The sequence below is a fragment of the Myroides sp. JBRI-B21084 genome, assembly GCF_030545015.1.
GTDB lineage: Bacteria > Bacteroidota > Bacteroidia > Flavobacteriales > Flavobacteriaceae > Flavobacterium.
Genome location: NZ_CP120653.1, coordinates 1,568,821 through 1,590,724, shown reverse-complemented (window position 1 = coordinate 1,590,724; position 21,904 = coordinate 1,568,821). Strand labels below are relative to the sequence as shown.

23 protein-coding genes are annotated in these 21,904 nt (G+C 29.3%); 14 read left to right on the top strand and 9 right to left on the bottom strand.

Translation table 11 applies throughout. The features are described from left to right. Window positions 1-25 precede the first annotated feature (25 nt). Both P3875_RS07725 and P3875_RS07720 read left to right on the top strand, forming a co-directional pair. Entirely contained in the window at window positions 26-757 is a 732-nt protein-coding gene (locus P3875_RS07725) for an SAM-dependent methyltransferase (protein WP_303443382.1), read from the top strand. A 2-nt stretch (window positions 758-759) separates the two neighbouring features. Then, window positions 760-1,602, top strand: coding sequence for a ZIP family metal transporter (locus P3875_RS07720; protein WP_303445430.1), 843 nt, complete (start codon window positions 760-762; stop codon window positions 1,600-1,602). 47 nt (window positions 1,603-1,649) lie between these two features. Here the strand turns inward: P3875_RS07720 and serC are convergent, their stop codons facing one another. The 3 genes from serC to holA are packed head-to-tail and all read right to left on the bottom strand — an operon-like array spanning window position 1,650 to window position 3,928. Next, on the bottom strand, window positions 1,650-2,720 hold the full coding sequence (gene serC / locus P3875_RS07715; RefSeq protein WP_303443381.1) for a 3-phosphoserine/phosphohydroxythreonine transaminase: 1,071 nt from the start codon (window positions 2,718-2,720) through the stop codon (window positions 1,650-1,652). A gap of 5 nt (window positions 2,721-2,725) precedes the next feature. After that, window positions 2,726-2,908, bottom strand: coding sequence for a CAL67264 family membrane protein (locus tag P3875_RS07710; RefSeq protein ID WP_303443380.1), 183 nt, complete (start codon window positions 2,906-2,908; stop codon window positions 2,726-2,728). Next, window positions 2,909-3,928, bottom strand: a complete 1,020-nt coding sequence (gene holA, locus P3875_RS07705; RefSeq protein ID WP_303443379.1) for a DNA polymerase III subunit delta — start codon at window positions 3,926-3,928, stop codon at window positions 2,909-2,911. 53 nt (window positions 3,929-3,981) lie between these two features. On the opposite strand from holA, the gene P3875_RS07700 reads away from it, so the two are divergent. From P3875_RS07700 to P3875_RS07690, 3 genes are read left to right on the top strand one after another with little or no spacing between them, the layout of a single operon-like run. Next, complete coding sequence (locus P3875_RS07700) at window positions 3,982-4,416, top strand: type I restriction enzyme HsdR N-terminal domain-containing protein (RefSeq protein WP_303443378.1); 435 nt, start codon at window positions 3,982-3,984, stop codon at window positions 4,414-4,416. A gap of 9 nt (window positions 4,417-4,425) precedes the next feature. Further along, on the top strand, window positions 4,426-5,331 hold the full coding sequence (locus tag P3875_RS07695) for a hypothetical protein (RefSeq protein WP_303443377.1): 906 nt from the start codon (window positions 4,426-4,428) through the stop codon (window positions 5,329-5,331). After that, window positions 5,331-6,320, top strand: a complete 990-nt coding sequence (locus P3875_RS07690; RefSeq protein ID WP_303443376.1) for a glycosyltransferase family 2 protein — start codon at window positions 5,331-5,333, stop codon at window positions 6,318-6,320. Before P3875_RS07695 ends, P3875_RS07690 begins: the two co-directional genes overlap by 1 nt. Here P3875_RS07690 and P3875_RS07685 read toward each other — a convergent pair whose 3' ends face one another. From P3875_RS07685 to P3875_RS07670, 4 genes are read right to left on the bottom strand one after another with little or no spacing between them, the layout of a single operon-like run. After that, complete coding sequence (locus P3875_RS07685; RefSeq protein ID WP_303443375.1) at window positions 6,321-7,085, bottom strand: TIGR02757 family protein; 765 nt, start codon at window positions 7,083-7,085, stop codon at window positions 6,321-6,323. 45 nt (window positions 7,086-7,130) lie between these two features. Further along, complete coding sequence (locus P3875_RS07680; protein WP_303443374.1) at window positions 7,131-8,045, bottom strand: Ppx/GppA phosphatase family protein; 915 nt, start codon at window positions 8,043-8,045, stop codon at window positions 7,131-7,133. Next, complete coding sequence (gene ppk1 / locus P3875_RS07675; protein ID WP_303443373.1) at window positions 8,045-10,132, bottom strand: polyphosphate kinase 1; 2,088 nt, start codon at window positions 10,130-10,132, stop codon at window positions 8,045-8,047. Before ppk1 ends, P3875_RS07680 begins: the two co-directional genes overlap by 1 nt. Continuing rightward, window positions 10,122-10,616, bottom strand: coding sequence for a SixA phosphatase family protein (locus tag P3875_RS07670; RefSeq protein WP_303443372.1), 495 nt, complete (start codon window positions 10,614-10,616; stop codon window positions 10,122-10,124). Before P3875_RS07670 ends, ppk1 begins: the two co-directional genes overlap by 11 nt. A gap of 132 nt (window positions 10,617-10,748) precedes the next feature. Here P3875_RS07670 and P3875_RS07665 point away from each other — a divergent pair, with 132 nt between their 5' ends. The 8 genes from P3875_RS07665 to P3875_RS07630 all read left to right on the top strand — a co-directional run bounded on the left by P3875_RS07665 (window position 10,749) and on the right by P3875_RS07630 (window position 18,585). Continuing rightward, complete coding sequence (locus tag P3875_RS07665) at window positions 10,749-11,279, top strand: DUF4199 domain-containing protein (RefSeq protein ID WP_303443371.1); 531 nt, start codon at window positions 10,749-10,751, stop codon at window positions 11,277-11,279. Continuing rightward, a complete protein-coding gene (gene kdsA / locus P3875_RS07660) occupies window positions 11,279-12,097 on the top strand; it encodes a 3-deoxy-8-phosphooctulonate synthase (protein WP_303443370.1) in 819 nt (272 codons plus the stop codon). Before P3875_RS07665 ends, kdsA begins: the two co-directional genes overlap by 1 nt. Before the next feature lie 75 nt (window positions 12,098-12,172). Then, on the top strand, window positions 12,173-12,667 hold the full coding sequence (locus tag P3875_RS07655; protein ID WP_303443369.1) for a DUF6452 family protein: 495 nt from the start codon (window positions 12,173-12,175) through the stop codon (window positions 12,665-12,667). Continuing rightward, window positions 12,642-13,349, top strand: coding sequence for a DUF6048 family protein (locus tag P3875_RS07650; protein WP_303443368.1), 708 nt, complete (start codon window positions 12,642-12,644; stop codon window positions 13,347-13,349). The genes P3875_RS07655 and P3875_RS07650 overlap by 26 nt, the downstream gene beginning before the upstream one ends. A gap of 136 nt (window positions 13,350-13,485) precedes the next feature. Then, window positions 13,486-14,814, top strand: coding sequence for a Na+/H+ antiporter NhaA (gene nhaA, locus P3875_RS07645; RefSeq protein ID WP_303443367.1), 1,329 nt, complete (start codon window positions 13,486-13,488; stop codon window positions 14,812-14,814). An 11-nt stretch (window positions 14,815-14,825) separates the two neighbouring features. Next, on the top strand, window positions 14,826-16,130 hold the full coding sequence (locus P3875_RS07640; protein ID WP_303443366.1) for a DUF389 domain-containing protein: 1,305 nt from the start codon (window positions 14,826-14,828) through the stop codon (window positions 16,128-16,130). A 17-nt stretch (window positions 16,131-16,147) separates the two neighbouring features. Then, a complete protein-coding gene (locus P3875_RS07635; RefSeq protein WP_303443365.1) occupies window positions 16,148-17,887 on the top strand; it encodes a TrkH family potassium uptake protein in 1,740 nt (579 codons plus the stop codon). An 11-nt stretch (window positions 17,888-17,898) separates the two neighbouring features. Further along, on the top strand, window positions 17,899-18,585 hold the full coding sequence (locus P3875_RS07630; RefSeq protein WP_303443364.1) for a potassium channel family protein: 687 nt from the start codon (window positions 17,899-17,901) through the stop codon (window positions 18,583-18,585). A 7-nt stretch (window positions 18,586-18,592) separates the two neighbouring features. Here P3875_RS07630 and P3875_RS07625 read toward each other — a convergent pair whose 3' ends face one another. Continuing rightward, a complete protein-coding gene (locus tag P3875_RS07625; protein ID WP_303443363.1) occupies window positions 18,593-19,378 on the bottom strand; it encodes a hypothetical protein in 786 nt (261 codons plus the stop codon). 108 nt (window positions 19,379-19,486) lie between these two features. On the opposite strand from P3875_RS07625, the gene P3875_RS07620 reads away from it, so the two are divergent. Next, the gene (locus P3875_RS07620) at window positions 19,487-20,551 is read left to right on the top strand and encodes an endonuclease (RefSeq protein WP_303443362.1); all 1,065 of its coding nucleotides are present in this window, start codon (window positions 19,487-19,489) and stop codon (window positions 20,549-20,551) included. Between the two features lie 41 nt (window positions 20,552-20,592). Here P3875_RS07620 and P3875_RS07615 read toward each other — a convergent pair whose 3' ends face one another. After that, entirely contained in the window at window positions 20,593-21,903 is a 1,311-nt protein-coding gene (locus tag P3875_RS07615; protein WP_303443361.1) for a dihydrolipoamide acetyltransferase family protein, read from the bottom strand. Window position 21,904 lies beyond the last annotated feature (1 nt).

Below are 21,904 nucleotides of genomic sequence, written 5' to 3'. Positions count from 1 at the left end.
TTTTTGCGTTTCCAAAATTTATAAAATGCAAGAATCTCAAAAAAATTGGTTTAAGAATTGGTTTGATACCCCTTTTTACCATATTTTATATAAAGACCGTGATTATGCCGAAGCGCAACTTTTTATTGACAACATTACCAATTATTTAAATTTGCCCGATGATGCAAGGGTATTGGATTTAGCTTGTGGACGAGGACGACATTCCGTTTATTTAAATCAATTAGGATTCAATGTTTTAGGTGCAGATTTATCTGCAAACAGTATTGATTTTGCTAAAAAATTTGAAAATGAAAATTTACATTTTGTTGTAAAAGACATGCGTGAACCTTTTGTTGAAAAGTTTGACGCTATATTTAACTTTTTTACAAGCTTTGGTTATTTTGAAAACGAAAATGATAATTTAATAGCATTAACTGCTATAAAAAATAGTTTAAGTGAGTATGGTTTTGCCGTTTTAGATTTTATGAATGTACATAAAGTACTAGAAAATTTGATGCAAAATGAAGTTAAAGAGGTTGATGGTATTGTTTTTACAATTAAACGTTGGAGTGAAAACAATTTTATCTTTAAAAACATTTCATTTGAGTATAATAACGAAAATTATGAATTTACAGAAAAAGTAAAAGCACTTACTTTAGCCAATTTTGAAGAAATGATGGAGCAAGCAGGCATTTTTTTATTAGATACATTTGGCGATTATAAATTACATAAATTTAACGAGAAAGAATCAGATCGTTTAATAATGATATTTAAATAATGATAACCTATTTTTTACCTTTTATTGCTGTTTTTTTAGGTTTTTTGGTTTCAAGCGTAGTAAAACTTAAAAAGAAAAAAGTTATTAAATTATTGTTAGCTTTTAGTGGCTCGTTTTTATTAACAATGACCGTTTCGCATTTATTGCCAGAAGTTTACGCTTATGTTATTGAGGGGAAACACAAAAAAAATATTGAAATCATTGTAGAAAAAGAAGCAACAACAAATTATACTATTGAACCGCACCAGCATTCACATGATCAACACAACCATGCTAATGAAACTGAAAATTTGCATGAAAATAAAACACAAATAGTGCAACATAATCACGACCATGATGCAATGAAACAAATTGGTTTGTTTATTATGTTGGGAATTATTTTTCAGATAATTTTAGAATATTTTTCAAAAGGGGCAGAACATGGTCATGTACATTCTCATGAAAAAATAACTTCTATGCCTTGGTTATTATTTGGTAGCTTGTGTTTACATGCATTGTTCGAAGGTATGCCTATAAGTCAACATAACCATTTGGCTTGGGCAATTGCAGTGCACCACTTCCCTATTGCAATTATTTTAACCTTGTTTTTTATACAAGCACATTTAAACAAAAGAATTATATTTTTGTTTATGATTGTTTTTGCTTTTATGACGCCTTTAGGAACATTTTTAGCTGATAATTTAACTTTTCTAGTTGATTATTATGTACCAATTTCGGCTTTTGTAATTGGAATTTTGTTTCATATTTCATCAACTATTATTTTTGAAAGTAGCGAAGGACATAAATTTAATTTAGCTAAACTTTTGGCTATTTTAGTAGGTATTGCGCTAGGTTTTTTTATCTAAAATTTAATAAAATAAAAAATGCTGCAAGTTTAGACTGCAGCATTTTTTTATAATGATTTTTCAAAGTGTTGCATCACATTTACTAAATGTTCAACACTTGATATTGGCAAAGCATTATACATTGATGCCCGGTAACCACCAACCGTTCTGTGTCCTTGAATTCCGTAAATACCTTCGTTTTTACACAAATTATTGAATTTAGTTTCTAAACGATCATCTTTTAAATAAAAAACTGCATTCATAGTTGATCGGTCTTCAGTATTTGCAGTGCCATAAAACAAATTGTTACGATCAATTTCTGAATAAATTAAGTGTGCTTTTTTATTGTTTTCACTTTCAAGTGCTTTAATACCACCCATATTTTTTATCCAATTTAGCGTTAAATAACTAACATAAACCGAAAAAACAGATGGTGTGTTATACATACTTTCTTTTTCAATATGTTTTTGATAACTCATAATGTTTGGAATTTTTCGTTCCAAATTATTTAGAATTTCATTTTTTATTACCACTAAATTTACACCTGAAGTTCCTACATTTTTTTGTGCGCATGCATAAATTAGGTCGAACTGCGAAAAATCTAAAACTCTAGAAAAAATATCAGAACTCATATCACAAACCAACGGTACATTAACCTTAGGAAAACTTTTAAATTGTGTGCCGTAAATGGTGTTATTTGCTGTTAAATGTACGTAATCAATATTATTTGGCACATTAATATTTTTAGGAATGTAGCTGTAATTTTTATCTTTTGAAGAAGCAATTTCTAAAATTTCGCCAAAATAACTCGCTTCATTTTGAGCGTTTTGAGCCCATGTTCCAGTATTAATGTAACCAGCCCGCTTGTTTAGGCACATTAAATTACTAGCAACCCTAACAAATTCTAAACTTGCACCACCTTGTAAAAAAAGTGCTGAATAGCCTTTATCTTTTAAATTTAAAAGTTCTAAAGCTAAATTACGTGCACTATTTATAATTTCAACAAACGCCAAATCACGATGAGAAATTTCAATAAGCGATAATCCCGAATTATTAAAATTTAATACATTTTTTGCAGCTTGTTGAATTACTGTTTCAGGTAAAATACTTGGTCCGGAACTAAAGTTATGCATTATCATAACTATTAAACACGTCCTTTTAAAGCGTTAAAAACCCAAGCATTAGCAAAAAAGCCAACACCAACTGCTGCAAATCCCCAACCAGCAACATCGGCATATCTATAAATGGCTAAACCAATTAAAACACAACCCATTACAATCATAATTAAAGTGGCCCAGCCTAATATTTTGTTTTTATTTAAGCTCATTTATCTAAATATTTTTATAAGTAATTCTTTTAATAAATCGTCGTGATTTAAATTTGCATTTACGCCTTTTCCTTTTAAATCAATTTCACGGATAACTGCAATATTTTGACTTACTTTTTTCATAGCAAAAAATTTGCTTGCTGTTTGATAATCTTTTAATGCATAAGGGTTTACACCCATTTGCTTGGCAATATCATTTGGGTTTTGTGCATTGTTTTTATATACAATGCCGTGGTATTGCAACAGCTTTGAAAAAAAATTGTAAAGTACTGCAATTGTTACAACTAACGGATTGTTTTTTGAATTTAATGCAAAATATTGCCCAATTTTAAACGCTTTAGCTTCGTTATTTTCTACAATTGCCTTAATTAATTCAAAATTATTGTAATCTTTACTAATACCAATATTTTGTTCAATTAATTGCGACGTTATCTTTTTATTTTCTTTTAAAACAATTTGAATTTTACCAATTTCGTTAACAATTTTACTTAAATCGTTTCCTAAAAATTCGGCTAACATAGCGCTTGCTTTAGGTTCAATCTCTAAACCAATATCGTTAACATACGTTTTAATCCAATTATCTAATTGATAATCTTTAACTTTTAAACTTTCAAAAATTTCAACATTTTCGTTTTTAGATAAAGCTTTGTAAAGTTCTTTTCGCTTGTCTAAACTTTTGTATTTAAAACAAATAACTAAAACGGTAGATGTTTGTATTGCCTTTAAATAATCTGTAAATTGGTCAATAGTTTTATGCATTTCTTGTGCTTCTTTAATTACTACCAACATTTTATCGCCCATAAACGGAAATTGTCGTGCTTGCGAAATAACATCCATTGGCGTTACATCTTTGCCGTATAATACAATTTCGTTAAACGATTTTTCTTCTTCCGAAATTACATTTTTAATAAAATAATCACTAAGTAAATCAATATAATAAGGTTCATCGCCCATTAAAAAATAAATAGGTTTAAGCGATTTATTTTTTACAGCAGCAATTATTTTTTTTAGTTCATTCATAAACTTTCACAGATTATTTAAGGTTTTTTAAAGAGAATGAATAAATTTGCAATATGCGTGATTTAAATTTTCCCAGGTTTGAATTCCGTTTCAAAATTAATGAAAATAAACGGTTCATTTTTGATGAGATAAGGAAAAAATATGTTTTATTAACCCCTGAGGAATGGGTACGGCAGCATGTTATTCGCTTTTTAATACATATTAAGGGATACCCAAAATCGTACATAAATGTTGAAAAAATAGTTAAAATTAACAATATGAATAAAAGATATGATATTGTTGTTTTTAACGAAAAAGGAAATATTTTTTTATTGGTTGAATGTAAAGAACCTGGAGTAACAATAAATCAATCTGTATTTGATCAAATTGCCCGATATAATTTAAGTTTAAACGCACAATTTTTAATGATAACTAATGGTTTAAATCATTATTATTGTAAATTAGATTATGAACAAAAAAAGTATCAGTTTTTAACTGATTTACCTTAAAAATATACTATGACTAAAAACTGTATTTATCTAAGTTTATTTTTAACGTTAGCTTTTGCTGCGTGTAAAAATGAAAAAACGATTCCAACTACGCAAACCAACGATACCATTACAGAAATTTATTATTCAACTGATCCTGATTATGCGCTTGCAAATAAAAATGCGCAAGAATTGGTTATTCATTTAGAAAAAGAACAAAAAGATTTAAAACAAAAGCTTAAAACAGCCAATAAAAAAGAAGCTGAGGCTTTGTTTATTGATTATTATAAAAAATTATCTGTTATTGTTGATTCTATAAGCACAGCCGAAACAAATACACTTGCAAATTATCATAAATTTGGTAAAGTAAAACACGATACTATTTTAAGAAAAGAATTAGTTTATGATAAATTAGGCTTGTATTTTAGAAAAGTAGATTCAACCAAATATGATTTTAAAATAAAACCAGGATATTTTTATAATTTATTCCACAATAAAATTTCATCTGAATTTGAACAATATCTTAAGTTAAGATACAAGGAACATAAATTTTTATACGATTTACAGTTTAAAAATGATAAAATTAGCTTAGAAAACTTACGTGAACTTATTGTAAGTTGGGAAAAATTTATTATACAACATAAAGATTTTAAATTTATAGACTACGCTAAAAAATCGTATGCTGATAATTTAACAATGTATCTTTTTGGAACAGTAGAAAACCCTACCTTTGAAATTACTACCAAAAAATTATTTGTTGAAAACGAGCAAGAATATATTTCATTTGTTAAGAAAAATCCTAAATTAATTTCTGCTGAAATTACCAAAACTTTTTTAAAGCATTTTTATGTAAACGATAAAAACTTTACAGCAGAAGAGTTTTATTTGGATTTAAAGGAATTTACTAAAAACGAAATTTCCGAAAAAATAAAATAATGAAGCAAGTTGCCGTTGTACTTTTAAATTGGAACGGGGTTGAATTATTAAAAAATTTTTTACCCTTAATTGAAAAATATTCAGCTGAAGCTCAAATATATATTGCAGATAATTGTTCTACTGATGATTCTAAAAATTATGTAGAAACCTATTTTAAATCTGTAAAATGGATTCAGCTTGACCAAAATTACGGTTATGCAAAAGGTTACAATAAGGCTTTAAAATTTGTTAACGAAGAATTAGTTTGTTTATTAAATACCGATGTTGAAGTTACAGAAAATTGGCTAAATCCAATACTCGAAGTTTTTGGTGGTGATTGGTCTGTTGGTATAATTCAACCTAAAATATTAGATTTTAAAAACAAAAGTTTTTTTGAATACGCCGGTGCTGCAGGTGGGTTTATTGATAAATACGGATTTCCATTTTGTCGTGGACGTATATTTAATACCATAGAAAAGGACACAAATCAATACCCTTCACAAGAAGTTTTTTGGGCATCGGGTGCATGTTTTTTTATTAGAAACAGTGTATTTAAGCAATTAAATGGATTTGACGATGCTTTTTTTGCACATCAAGAAGAAATTGATTTATGTTGGCGTGCGTTTAATAGCAATATTAAAACGTTTTATTGCAACGAAAGTACCGTTTATCACATTGGCGGTGCTACTTTAAATAAATCAAATCCACAAAAAACCTATTTAAATTTTAGAAATTCGTTGTTTATGCTTTATAAAAACCTTCCAAAAAAGGAACGCTTTTCTATAATTTTTAAAAGATTGTGTTTAGATGGTTTGGCAGGTATTCAACTTTTTGTTAAGCTACAACCTTTACATACTTTTGCAATTGTAAAGGCTCATTTTGCTTTCTATGCTCAATTAAAAAACGTCCGAAATAAACAAGCAAAGCAGACAAAACAAAACTATTTTTATATTAATAATATAGTTACTGCGTATTTTTTACAAGCTAAAAAAGTATTTACCAAATTGTAATTATTTTACGTTTTCAAATACTCCTAGGCCAAATAAAGCAAAATCATATTTAACAGGATCTGTTTTATCAAATTTGCGTAAAGCATTATCTAATTCAACAAGTGCTTTTGCATCGTTTTGTTTTCGGTTCAAAATACCCAAAGCACGTGCAACATTACCAGAATGCACATCTAACGGACAAGATAATTCGGCAGGTGAAATGTTGTTCCAAATACCAAAATCAACACCATTAGCATCTTTTCTTACAAGCCAACGCAAATACATATTTATTCGCTTTGATGAAGAACCTTTTTGTGGATCTGAAATGTGTTTTGTGGTTCTAGGTTGATGTTCTAATTCAAAAAATAGTTTTTTAAAATGCGAAATCCTGTTTTGTAAATTCTGTTCTGAATTGTTTGAAAAAACATTTTCTAAGCCACCGTGATTATTATAAATGTTTTTAAGTGATTTTATAAAATATTGAAAATCAATAGAGTTAAAGGTTCTGTGCACTACATTATCTATACTTTCAATTTGGTGAGTAGAAGCATTCAATACAAAATCAAATGGATTGTTACCCATAGCTTGCATCATTTTTTTTGCACTATTTATGATCATTTTTCTATTTCCCCAAGCAATAGTTGCTGCTAAAAAGCCACTAATTTCAATATCTTCTTTTAAACTATAATTATGTGGAATTTGAATTGGATCGGCCTCAATAAAATTAGGATTATTGTACTGATTGGCTTTAAAATCTAAATACTCTTTTAATTCGTAAAAATTCATTATACAAAATTAGAATACTTTTTAAAACAAAAAAATCCTTTATTGCTAAAGGATTGTGTGCGTTTTAATTTTAGTGTTTTCGTAATACATCGCCTTAATAATTCCGTCTGAAAGTCCAATTTTTGGTACATAAATGTGTTTGGCGTTGCTCCACTTCATTGCATTTGCATATATTTTTATGGCAGGAATAATAACGTCGGCACGGTCGGTATTTAAACCCAAAGTATAAATACGTTCTTCGTAAGTTAACGAATTTAAGTATTTAAATTGTTGCATTAAATAATTCTGCGTTAAAGGTTTATCGGTTGTTTTACCCGACATTTTAAAAATTTTATTAATGTTTCCGCCCGAACCGATCAAGTCTAAACTTGGTAAATGTTCGGTGTGTGTTTTAATCCATTTTTCAATTTCGGTCCAAACACTTTCGGTAACCATATTGTTTAATAAGCGTACGGTACCATTTTTAAAAGATTTAGAAACAATTTGTTTTCCGTTTGAAAATAAAGTAAATTCGGTACTACCACCACCAACATCAACATATAAGTAATGACCGTTACTTTTTATAAAAGTTTCTAGATCGGAATTTGCAATAATAGCTGCTTCTGTTTTACCTTCAATAATATCAATATTTACACCGGCTTTTTTTGCTATTTCTTCGGCTAATTCTTTTCCATTATAAGCTTCTCGCATAGCCGAAGTTGCACAAGCTGCATACTTTTCAACCTTATAAACTTGCATTAACAATTTAAAAGCTTTCATTGCTTTAATCATTCTGTTGGCACTTTCTTCAGAAATTTCGCCTACAGTGAAGGCATCTTGCCCCAAACGAATTGGAACCCTAATTAAATGACTTTTATTAAATTGGGTTGGTTTATTGGCTTCTTCTACCACGTTTGTAATTAGCAAGCGCATGGCATTAGAACCAATATCAATTGCGGCGTATTTTTTAATTTTTATCATTAATCTAAAATAACTTCAATTTTATTGCGGTAATAATTATACAACTCTTCTTGTGCTTTAAAGCGTGTTGTTTCAATTGTACGGTACTTGTTTTCTAAATTTTCAGAATGTATGCGTACTTTTACATTTCCTTTCCAATAGATATTAAAGGTGTCTATAAGTTCATTTTTAATATCTTGGTTATAAATTGGGCAAGTAACCTCTACCCTTTCATCAATATTTCTGGTCATAAAATCGGCCGAAGAAATGTATACTTTTGCATTATCGTTTGTTCCAAAAATGTAAATGCGCGAATGTTCTAATAAATTATCAACAATACTAATTGCTTCTATATTATCACTTAAGCCGGGAACACCAGGAATTAAGCAACAAATACCACGTACAATAAGTTGAATTTTTACACCAGCTCTGCTTGCATCGTACAATTTATCAATCATTTTATAATCAGATAAACTGTTCATTTTTAGGCGAATCATTGCAGGTTCATCGTTTAGGGCTTTTTGAATTTCTTCATCAATAAGCTTCATAAACTTGGTGCGTGTATAATGTGGCGATACAATTAAATCTTTATATCTGTAAATTTTATAATTTACATCAAAAAATTCAAAAACCTTATTTACTTCTTTCATAACACGCGTATTTGCAGTTAGTAAGGTAACATCGGTATAAATGTTAGAAGTACTTTCGTTAAAATTTCCTGTAGATACAAAACCGTATCTTTTAACTTTTTTACCTTCTAAACGTTCAATTACGCAAATTTTACTATGTACTTTTAAGCCTTTTACACCAAAAATTAAGCGGATGCCTTCGGCTTGCATAATTTCGGCATAATTTATATTACTGGTTTCATCAAACCTTGCTTGTAATTCAATTTGTACAGTAACTTGTTTGCCATTTTTAGCAGCATTAATAAGTGATGATATGATTTGCGAATTTTTTGCTAAACGATACAACGTAATTTTAATACTAGTTACTTTGGGATCTAAGGCCGCCTCACGTAAAAATTTAACAACATAATTAAAAGATTGAAACGGAGTATGCACCAAAAAATCTTGATTCTTAATTTGTTGAATCATTCCCTGTAAACTTAATCCGCTTACAGGCAACGGTTGAACTTTACCAATTGTTAAATCATTACGACCTAAGTTAGGGAAATTCATATAATCGCGACGGTTATGGTAGCGCCCACCAGGTATAATGCTGTCAACCGCTTCAATATCCATTTTATTTAAAAAGAAATCAAGGGTATCTTTATCAATGGTACTGTCGTAAACAAATCGAACCACCTCACCCAGCCTACGTTCACGAACAGAATTAGAAATTTTTTCTAAAAATGATTTATGTAAATCCGAATCAAAATCTAATTCGGCATCTCGCGTAATCTTTATCATGTGTGCCGATATGCTTTCGTAATCGAAAATAGAAAAAATATAATCTAAATTTATACGTATTACATCATCAAGCATAATTATGTATTGCTTGCCGTTAATTTTAGGTAATTCAACAAACCTATTTATATGTGCAGGAATTTCAATTAATGCATAACGTGTGCGTTTTTTAATAGATTTGCTAGATTCTTCACTGGTTTTTTTTACCAATTTAACAGCTAAATAGCCATAAGAATCACGTATTAAAGGAAATTGAGCTAAATCGTTTAATATAATGGTAACTAAAACGGGACTTACTTTATGAATAAAAAACTCACGAATAAATTGTATTTGTTCGTTGTTTACTTCATTTTCGTTAACAATAAAAATGCCTTCGCTTTCAAGTTCGTTTTCAATTTCTTTTAAAATAGCTAAACTTTTAGCTTGTTGATTTATAACAATATCAGTAATATCTTGTAGTAAATCTTTTGCCGATATACCGCTTATTAATTTTTTTTGTTGATCTTTTGCAATAGATATTCTACGAACCGAAGCGTATCGAACCCTAAAAAATTCGTCTAAATTGTTAGAAAAAATCCCTAAAAAACGTAAACGATCTAAAAGTGGAACGGTGTGGTCTGCGGCTTCTTGTAAAACACGTTCGTTAAAGGCTAACCAACTTTTTTCTCTATCTATATACTTTGATTTGTTAATTTGCATTTATTAAATCTTTGGGAAATAAGGTTTCTGTAACGGTACCTTTTTTAATAGTGTTCCAATTTTCGTCTTCAAATTGTAAAATTACAACACCCGATGTAGGTACATTATCTATAAATTTATCTCCAAATGTATTAACAAAATCGGTAATAGCATTATTGTGTCCAAAAATTATAAGGCTTGGTACGTTTTCTTTACAATTTTTTATTGTATTCGATAAATGATTAGCATCAAAAGTGTATAATTCTTGCTTTAAAACGGTTAATTCTTGTGGTATATTTAATACTTCGTTAAAAATTTTGGCTGTATCGTGTGTTCTTTTGGCAGTGCTTGACCATATTAAAAAACGTTCGGGTAATTTATTTTGAATTTGATCAAAAACAATATTTGAATTTTTAATGCCTTTGTTTGTTAAAGGGCGTTCATGATCTTCAATAGGCATATCCCATGACGATTTTCCGTGTCTTATCAATATCAACTTTTTCATAACCTTTTCATTAATTTTGTACAATAGTATATTTTTTATTAAATATAAAAAAAAGGATTAAGTAATTTTTAAGATAAGTCATTTTTTTTGTGATAAAAGTTTGATTATTTTTGTTAAAATTTTAAAATAAGAATGAGTAAAATAGGAATCGAGCTAAAATGGTCGGCTGTTATTACCGCTTTTGCCTGCAGTTGGGCAGCTTTAGAAAACGCATTAGGCTATCATAAAGATTTTAGCAACATAATTGTAACTGCTTTTATTTACTATATTTTATTGACATTTTTATGGGCTGGTGCTTTTGTTGATAAGAAAAAAGCATTAGGTGCGCATGCCGTTTGGGAATTTAAAAGTGCTTTTAAATTTGGGTTGCTTTTAACAGGCTTGCTAACCATTTTAAGCCCTATTGCGCAATACATTATATACGAATCAATTTCGCCTGATTATTTTGAAAACATCATTAAGTATCAAATGTCAAAAGGCAAACAAACGCGCGAAAGTTTAGAATTAATTCATAACATTAACTTTTCAATACGCCAAGGTGTAATGAATTCTTTATCGTTAGGGGTAATTTATTCTGCTTTGTATGCTTGGGTTTTTAAAACAAAACCTGCCGCAGAAGTTGCAAATACAACAAAATCAAAACAAAATAAAAAGAAAAAATAATGAACTTACAAAACATACCAAATATTAAACATTTAAACAGCGGTAATTTTTTTGTTTTAGCTGGTCCGTGTGCTATTGAAGGCGAAGAAATGGCTTTTAAAATAGCCGAACGATTAGTTACAATTACAGATAAATTACAAATTCCTTTGGTTTTTAAAGGATCGTTTAAAAAAGCAAATCGTTCTAGGATTGATTCATTTACTGGTATTGGCGATGAAAAAGCACTTAAAATATTAGAAAAAGTATCTAAACATTTTAATGTACCAACCGTTACAGATATTCATGAAAGTAGCGATGCTGCTTTAGCTGCAGAATATGTTGATGTATTACAAATTCCAGCTTTTTTAGTACGCCAAACCGATTTAGTGGTGGCAGCGGCTAATACGGGTAAAACCGTGAATTTAAAAAAAGGACAATTTATGAGTCCGGAAAGTATGAAGCATGCCGTACAAAAAGTATTAGACTGCTCTAACGAAAATATTATGGTTACAGACAGAGGTACTATGTTTGGTTACCAAGACATGATTGTTGATTACCGCGGCATACCAACCATGCAGCAATATGCTACAACGGTTTTAGATATTACCCACTCTTTACAACAACCTAACCAAGCAAGCGGTGTAACAGGTGGTCGTCCCGATTTAATTGAAACTGTTGCTAAAGCAGGAATTGCTGTTGGAGTTGATGGTATTTTTATAGAAACACATTTTGACCCAGCAAACGCAAAAAGTGATGGTGCTAATATGTTGCATTTAGATTATTTTGAATCGCTAATGGAAAAATTAGTTGCCATACGCCAAACCGTTAATAAATTTTAAAAACTTCCGTCTCATTTATCGAGGCGGTTTTTTTTACAAAATGATTTTGTATTTTTACGCAATATTATAAACCATATGAAAAAAATAGCAATTGCCGTTTTATGTTTATTTGCACTAACAGCTTGCGAAAAAGATGATATTTGTGTGGGTGGCGAATCGGTTACTCCAAATGTTATAATTAATTTATACGATAAAATTGATTCTGAAATTTTAAAAAGCGCACCCAAAATTGGCATTTTTGTAGAAGGTTTTAGCGATACCATCTTTTTTAAAAACACATCAAAAATTGAATTGCCTTTACAAATAAATACAACTGAAACCGTTTGGAATATTCGTTTGTATGAATTAAACGCATCAAACGATACCATTATTAAAAACGATAAAATGCGTTTTATTTATACTCCTGAGGCTCTTTACGTTTCAAAAGCTTGTGGTTACAAAACAATTTTTCACAATTTTAACGCAACTAAATTGCCAAATACTACAAACGATACTTGGATTCAAAATATTTATAAAGTAACTAATGAAATTTCTAATACCGAAAATGCACACATACAAATATATTATTAGTTTACTTTTTTTAGTTGGTACAAAACTAACAGCGCAAACGCAACAACAAAAACCAATAGTTTACCCCGATGTTTATGGTTTACGCATAGGTACCGATTTGGTTAAGGCTTCGCGTAATATTTGGGATAAAAATTATAAAGGTTTTGAAATTGTTGCCGATTACCGTTACAATAAAAATTGGTACTTGGCTGCTGAAGCTGGATATGAAGATCGTTACAAAGCAGACGATCAATTAACGTACACCACAAAAGGTACCTTTTTAAAACTAGGCGCTGATAAAAATTTCCATCACAATTGGTTGGATATGAATAATTTAATTATTGTTGGTGCACGTTATGGTTTAAGTATTCACAATCAAACGTTACATAGTTATAGAATAAATACCGGTAATGCCTATTTTAACGAAGAAATGCAATATCCAAATTTAAAATCAACTGGATTAACAGCTCATTGGTTAGAATTAGTAGTTGGAATTAAAACCGAAGTAGCAAAAAATACTTTTATTGGTATGAATGTGCGTTTAAAAAGCTTACTTTATCAAAAACAACCAAATGGATTTGAAAATTTATATTATCCAGGTTTCGAACAAAAGTATAGCGGCAACATAGGTGTTGGTTTTGGATATTCTATAAGTTATTTATTTCCTATCACAAAAAAATCGAAAATCAACCAAAACGAATAAATTGATTTTTAATTACAATAATAATCATTTTTTAAGACAATTCTTTTTAATCTTATTCCTTTCGAAATACCTTTTTTATAGAGAAAAATAATTTTTAATTTGCTATTTTTGTTTTTATAAATAATAAAAAATATTGATGGAGCATTTAAAAAGAACACCGATTGAAAAAATTGTATCACCTATTCAAAGTTTTATAAAGCAAGAAAAATCGGGCGGAATTGTATTAGGTATAAGTGTAATAATTGCTTTAATTTTAGCAAATTCTTCTTTTTCAAATGAATACCATCATTTTTTAGAACATACTTTTGGCTTTCATGTTGATGGTTCTACTTATTTTGAATACAACCTACACCATTGGATAAACGATGGTTTAATGGCTGTTTTTTTCTTTGTTGTTGGATTAGAATTAAAACGCGAAATTGTTGGTGGTGAATTATCAAATCCACGAAAAGCTTTACTGCCAATAGCAGCAGCTTTAGGAGGCATGATTGTTCCTGCAGCTATTTATTTAGTTTTAAACCCAACGGGCGAAGTTCACAGTGGATGGGGTATTCCAATGGCAACCGACATAGCCTTTGCATTAGGCGTTTTATATTTATTAGGGAATAAGATACCATTTGCGTTAAAAGTTTTTTTAACAGCACTTGCCATTGTTGATGATTTGGGTGCCGTATTGGTGATTGCTTTTTTTTACACTTCTGAAATTTCAATGTATTATTTAATAATTGGAGGTTTGGTATTACTTACTATGTATATTGGTAATAAAATGGGAGTGCGCAGTATTTTGTTTTATGCCATATTAGGAATTGGTGGTGTATGGTCAACCTTTTTACTTTCAGGTGTGCATGCTACAATTGCTGCTGTTTTAGCTGCTTTTACAATACCTGCTAATGTAAAAATTAATGAAAAAGTTTTTAGTAATAGCATTCAAATTTTATTAGAGAAATTTAAAAGTATTGATCCTGATAATTCTAAACCAACATTAACTAATGAGCAGTTACATATTTTAGAAAAAGTTCAGAACAATACAGTTGCAGCAACTCCCCCTTTACAAATTTTAGAACATGCAATGCATCCGTTAGTAACCTTTATTATAATTCCAATTTTTGCTTTAGCAAATGCGGGGGTATCATTAGCTATTGATGTAGATCAATTATTTAGCACAAATATAGCAATTGGTGTTGCTTTGGGTTTATTAGTTGGTAAAGTAGTTGGGGTTGTAGGATTTACCTTATTATTAGTTAAATTTAAAATTGCTCCTTTCCCAACGGGTATGAATGTGCGTAATTTAATTGGTTTAGGTTTGTTAGCATCTATTGGGTTTACTATGTCGTTATTTGTTACATCGTTAGCATTTAAACATGAAGTTTATATGACGCAAGCGAAAATAGGTATTTTTGTTGCATCTATAATTGGTGGTGTTTTAGGATATATTGTTTTAAATAGACAAACAAAGAAAAATTAAAAATAAAATTGATGGGCAATAAGTTAATAGAATTTATAAACTTACATACTGGCGAAGAAGACAAGCAAAAAGTACTTGAAAATGTAGCAGCAAATATTTCATTTAGGGGTTCTAATTTATGGATTTTAGCCTGTGCAATTATTATTGCATCGGTTGGTTTAAACGTTAATTCTACAGCGGTTATAATTGGTGCCATGCTTATTTCGCCTTTAATGGGGCCTATAGTAGGAGCAGGTTTTGCTTTGGGTACTTATGATTTTGTTTTATTGCGTAAATCAATAAAAAACTTGCTTATTGCTACAGCAGTAAGTTTAGCTGTATCATCTTTTTATTTTTATTTAAGTCCATTTAAAGATGTGCAATCAGAGATTTTATCTAGAACTTCACCAAATATATACGATGTTTTAATTGCATTTTTTGGTGGTTTAGTAGGCGTTATAGCCATAACAAGAGTTGAAAAAGGAAATCCAATACCTGGTGTTGCTATTGCAACTGCATTAATGCCGCCATTATGTACTGCAGGTTATGGACTTGCTACATTTAATTTTAGCTATTTTATAGGAGCTTTTTATCTATATTCTATTAACTGCTTTTTTATATGTATAGCTACTTTTTTGGTTATTAAGTATTTAAAATATCCAATTTCTGCTACAATTGATCAAAAAAACGAAAAAAGAATTCGTTACGGAATTACATCTTTATTATTCATTTTAATAATTCCAAGTTTTTATTTAGCGTTTAATTTATATCAAGAAAAAAAATATACAAAAACTGTTGAAGCATTTATTGATAATGAATTTAATGATAGAGGTTTTACTGTAATCTTTAAAAAAATTAATTATAACAGCAGTCCCAAAACTATAGAATTAGCTTTTTTAAATAAAATTTTAAACAAAAATGATATTTATTCGTACAAAAAAATGCTAAATGAAAAAGGCATTACGAACACCGATTTAATTATTAGACAAGACGATGCTAATTTAAAAGATGAGATTTTAAAAGAAGTAAACAAACAAAATTCTTCTGTTACCGAAAAAGACATTACAATTAGTAATTTACGAAAAGAGCTTAATAAATATAAAACCAATGAACCAGGTTTGGTTAAAGAAATAAACATTCTTTTCCCAGAATTAAATGATGTTTCTTTAGGAAAAATTGAAAAAAATATTGCTACAGATAGTGCACATATAGAATGGATTATTATTTATAAATTAAACAACCCATTAATTAAACCAGATGTTGCTAGAATTAAAAATTGGTTAAATAAGCGTCTTAATGTTAAGAATACTATTTTGGTTCAAAACAATGAAGAATAAATCATTTTAAAATTGAAATGAAAAAAATATTAACTGCAAAATGGCCTCAAAAACTAATTGTGTTATTGCACTTCTTAGCATTAATTAGTTTAATTTTTGATTATGGCTTTAGTTTATATCCATTTGCAATAAAAAGTATTGTAACTTTATATTTTACTGTTCTTTTCTTAGGTGTATCGTTTACGGTTTTAAAATATATTTATCATAAAAAAGAATTTATTCTTGGTGTATTTATTTTTGATTTGCTAAGCTTTGGTTTTGTCGCTTTTTGTGTATTTAAACAAATTTCATTGCATAGCTTAACCGATATTTCGCATTGGTTACGCCTTGCAATTATCTTAAAATTAATAACAGAATTTACCCGAGCTCGAATAAGCTATAAACGATCGTTGTTAAATCCAGCCCAACTTTTTATTTTAAGCTTTATGCTTTTAATTCTATCGGGTGCTTTACTTTTAATGTTACCAAAAGCTACTACGCATGGGATCACTTTTATCGATGCGCTTTTTACATCTACCAGCGCAGTTTGTGTAACAGGTCTTATTGTTGTTGATACAAGTAGTTATTTTACTTTTTTTGGTAAAACCATAATAATGATTCTTATACAAGCTGGTGGTTTAGGTATACTAACTTTTGCAAGTTATTTTAGTTATTTTTTTAAAGGAGGGTCGTCATACGAAAATCAATTAGCGTTGAGCGATATGACCAACTCTGATAAAATTGGTGAGGTTTTTACAACTGTTAAACGAATTTTAGTAATTACTTTTTTTATAGAGACTATAGGTGCATTGTTAATATATCTAAATTTAGATAAAGCTATATTACCTTCTATTTCTGATCGAATTTATTTCTCTGTATTTCATTCTATTTCAGCATTTTGTAATGCAGGTTTTTCAACTTTACCTAATAATTTAATGCAAGAAGGATACGTATATAATTATCCGTTGCAATTTATCATTATTTTAATTTTTGTTTTTGGTGGTTTAGGATTTCCAATTGTTATTAATTCTTTAAAATATTTAAAACATATTTTAATAAGGCACATTTTAAAATTTGCAAAAAGAACATATAATTATAGACCCTGGATTTTAACACTTAGTAATAAAATTAATTTAAATACCACCCTAATATTAATTATTTTAGGTACAAGTATTATTTATATTAAAGAATATTATAATGTTTTACAAGGTCATTCAACAATAGGTAAATTTATAACAGCCTTGTTTACAGCAACTACACCACGTACAGCTGGTTTTAATTCAATAGATTTTAGTCAACTACATTTTTCATCTATCATTATTATTATTTTATTAATGTGGATTGGTGCATCGCCTGCATCTACAGGTGGTGGTATAAAAACAAGTACCTTTGCAATTGCAACACTTAATTATTTAAGTTTAGCAAAAGGAAAAACTAAAATTGAAATTTTTAGAAGAGAAATTGCTGATATTTCTGTAAGACGTGCTTTTGCAGTAATGAGTTTATCATTAGTAATAATTGGTATTAGCATTATGTTAATTGCACATTTTAATGACAACGTTCCATTGTTAGATATAGCTTTTGAAACGTTTTCGGCGTACAGTACTTCAGGTTTAAGTTTAGGTATTACAGGTAGTTTAACAAATCAAAGTAAATTGGTTTTAATTGCTACAATGTTTATTGGCAGGGTTAGTATGTTAACAATTTTAATTGCATTTTTTAAAAGAATGAAACAGCCTAATTACCACTACCCTGCCGATGAAATTTTAATTAATTAAAAAATAACAAGATGAAATTTATTATTATAGGATTAGGAAATTTTGGAGGATCATTGGCAGAAAAGCTTACACAACAAGGTAACGAAGTTATTGGTGTTGACAATAAATCTGAACGCGTTTCGTCGTTAAAAGATAAATTATCACATACAATTTGTATGAATGCTACAGACCAATCTGCTATTGAACATTTGCCTTTAAGAAATACCGATATTGTAATGGTTTGTATCGGCGAAGACGAAGGTGCAAATATAATGGTTACAGCTCACTTTAAAAATTTAGGAGTAAAACGATTAATCAGTCGTGCAATTAACCCATTACACGAAAGTGTTTTAAAGGCAATTGGTGTAAACGAAATTGTTCGTCCAGAAGAAGAATCGGCAGAACGTTGGTCTAAAAAATTATGCTTAAAAGGTGTAATTGATTCGTTTGAATTAAATAAAAATTACAGTATTGTAGAAATTGTAGTACCTGAACAATATATAGGTAAAAGTATTGAAACAATAAAATTTAGAGAACTTCACAATGTAGTTATTCTTACAATAATTCGCGATGTTAATGAAAGTACTTTTTTAGGTAAAACTAAAATTGTTTCAAGTGTACAAGGCATTCCTTCACCATCAACAGTGCTTTTTCCTAATGATATTATTGTAATTTACGGTGCTAACGAAGATTTGCAAAAATTTGCTAACCAAGATTAATGAATGTTTAATATCCTAAAACATTAAAAATTTCAGCTAAAATTAAGTTTTTTCGTTTTTCGTAATCGTCTAATTTTTCGCTATCAAGCGGTGTATAAGTTCGTAACGAAAAATAAATGGGTTTTTTATGTTTAAGATAAATACCAATTGTCCAATCAATTTTTTTCCCTTCAAAGCTTGTTGTACTAGTATGTACTGCAAGTTTTTGATCAATTAATAATTGATTATAAATAAATTGTTGACTTTTTTTACTAAATGGCAAGTTATTATCGTACAAATCTTTCAAAAATAAAATCATTGTATTTGGGTTGGTATTAGCAGCATAATTCCAAAAATAACTTAAATCGTTATTTTTAATTTCTTTTAAAAGTGGAGCGTTTTTAATGTTTAGATTATAATTTTCTGGCGAAAGTTTCTCTTTTAAAACATCAAAATACCAATCGTTTTTATATTTAATGGCATCAATTAAATTAGTATCTTGGTTCCATTGGGTACATCTTTCATCAAAAAAATAACGTTTAACTCCATCCCATTTCATTTTATCTTTAACATCAATTTTATAAACCCTTTCTTCAAGGCCAACTAAAGCCTGCCATAAATGAAAGTGTGTAGCTGCGGGTGTATTATAAAATGGTTCTGTTTCGGTATTAAAAAGCCACTCATCTTTATTCTCGTCATAAATTACAATAGCACCATTAATATTATTTGACTTAAAATAATAATCTAAATAACTTTGTGCTTGTAAATTAATTGTAATTATAAAAACAAAAAATGAAGTTAATACGTATTTCATATACTAATTTTTTTCAAAAATATAAAAACTAAAACGAACTAAGTAAATGTTTTAAAAAAACATTTTAATTAAACGAAATTAAGTAAATTCGCACATTATCTATTCACAATGAAATCAATATATTACATTCTTTTTTTTATAGTTTTTAGCAGTATAAACGCACAAATTCCTGCTTATTATCAAACTATAAATTTGAATTTAAAAGGCGATGCTTTAAAAAATGAACTTGCAACTTTAATAACAAATACGCATAATTATGAATTAATTTACACCCCAGATGTTTGGAATGTTTTAAAAGATGCTGATATAGATCCAAATAATAATCAAAAAGTTTTGTTGATTTATGGTTGGAACGACACCGATTTAAATAAAAATAATGATTTATCACGAGATAAAAATGCAAGCTGCCATACATCAAACTGTGAAAACAAATGGGTTCGTGAGCATGTTTATCCTAGATCAAAAGGTACTCCCAATTTAGAATTTGAAGGTCCAGGTTCTGATGCTCACCATTTACGAGCGGCTGATTATGATCGTAATAACTTAAGAAGTAATTTTAAATTTATTGCAAATCCAACTTTTTACATTTCATATTCAAGAGTGATACAACAAAATGGAACGGATTATTTTTATCCTGGCGATCAATGGAAAGGAGATATTGCACGTATGATTATGTATATGTATGTGCGCTACGGTAACCGATGCCAACCAATAAATGTAGGACACGGTTCCACATCGTTTTCTACTAATGGAGATATGCCAAATATTTTTTTACAATGGAATGCAGAAGATCCTGTTTCTGCTCACGAAATAAATAGAAACGAAACCATTTTTGCCGCACAAGGTAACAGAAATCCATTTATTGATAACCCATATTTAGCAACAAGTATTTGGAATGGACCTGCGGCCGAAAATAAATGGAAAAATTTAGATACAAATATTGAAACTTTAGATAAAGTAGCAGTTTATCCTACATGTACTTCTGATTTTATTAATATAGAAACAAACGGTTTAAACAATTGTAATTTTGTTATATACGATTGTACAGGAAAAATAATTTTAAAAGATGCTACTCAACCTAAAATAAATGTTTCTAATTTTTCAAATGGAGTTTATTTTTTAAAATTAAGTTTTAATCAACACGTAAAAACTATAAAGTTTGTAAAAAAGTAACAAAAAAAACCCAAAGTTTAAATCTTTGGGTTTTTTTGTATTTATACCGTTCTATTAATATCAAAAGCTTCTAAATATTGTGCAACGCGTTGTACAAATTGTCCACCTAATGAACCATCAACTACACGGTGATCGTATGAATGTGATAAGAACATTTTTTGACGAATTCCTATAAAATCACCTTCGGGTGTTTCAATTACAGCAGCAACTTTTCTAATTGCACCTAAAGCTAAAATACCTACTTGTGGCTGGTTAATAATTGGTGTACCAAATACCGATCCAAAAGTACCTACATTAGTTACAGTATATGTACCACCTTGTGTGTCGTCTGGTTTTAATTTTCCTTTACGTGCACGGTCAGCTAAATCGTTAACTGCTTTTGCCATACCAACTAAATTCAATTGATCGGCATTTTTAATTACAGGCACAATTAAGTTACCATTTGGTAATGCAGCAGCCATACCTAAATTAATATTTTTACGTTTAATGATATAATCACCATCAACTGAAATATTCATCATAGGGAAATCTTTCAAAGCCTTTGCAACAGCTTCCATGAAAATTGGAGTAAAAGTTAGTTTTTCACCTTCACGTTTTTCAAACGTATTTTTATGTTTGTTTCTCCAGTTTACAATATTAGTAACATCAACTTCAATAAAAGATTGAACGTGAGCTGACGTTTGAATTGATTGAACCATGTGGTGTGCAATCATTTTACGCATACGATCCATTTCAATAATTTCATCTTGTCCGTTAACTGAAACCGGTGCAGCTTTACTTGTAACATTTTGAACTGGAGCAGCTACTGGTGTAACAGCTTTTTGTGCAGTTGCGGTAGGTTGTGAACCACGGTTTTTAACGTAATCTAAAATATCTGTTTTGGTAATTCTACCATCTTTTCCTGTACCGTTAATAGCTTCTAATTCGTTTACAGATATACCTTCTTCTTTAGCAATGTTTTTAACTAAAGGTGAAAAGAATTTATCCGATGAACCAAAATCTGCAGGAGCAACTATTTCTTTTGCATGTGCAACAGTTTGTTCTACTTTTTCAGTTGGTACAACCGTAGTTTCTTGTATTGGTGCTGATGCTGTTTCAGTAGCATTTGCAGCATCTGTTTCTATAATGGCGATGGTTTGACCTACTTGTACTACATCATCTTTTTGAAACAAAATTTCAACAATTTTTCCGCTAACTTCTGTAGGTACTTCGCTATCTACTTTATCAGTAGCTACTTCAACAATTGTTTCATCTTGTTCTACTGTATCACCAACGTTTTTTACCCAGTTTGTAATGGTTGCTTCGGCAACACTTTCACCCATTTTAGGTAATTTTAATTCAAACTTTGCCATA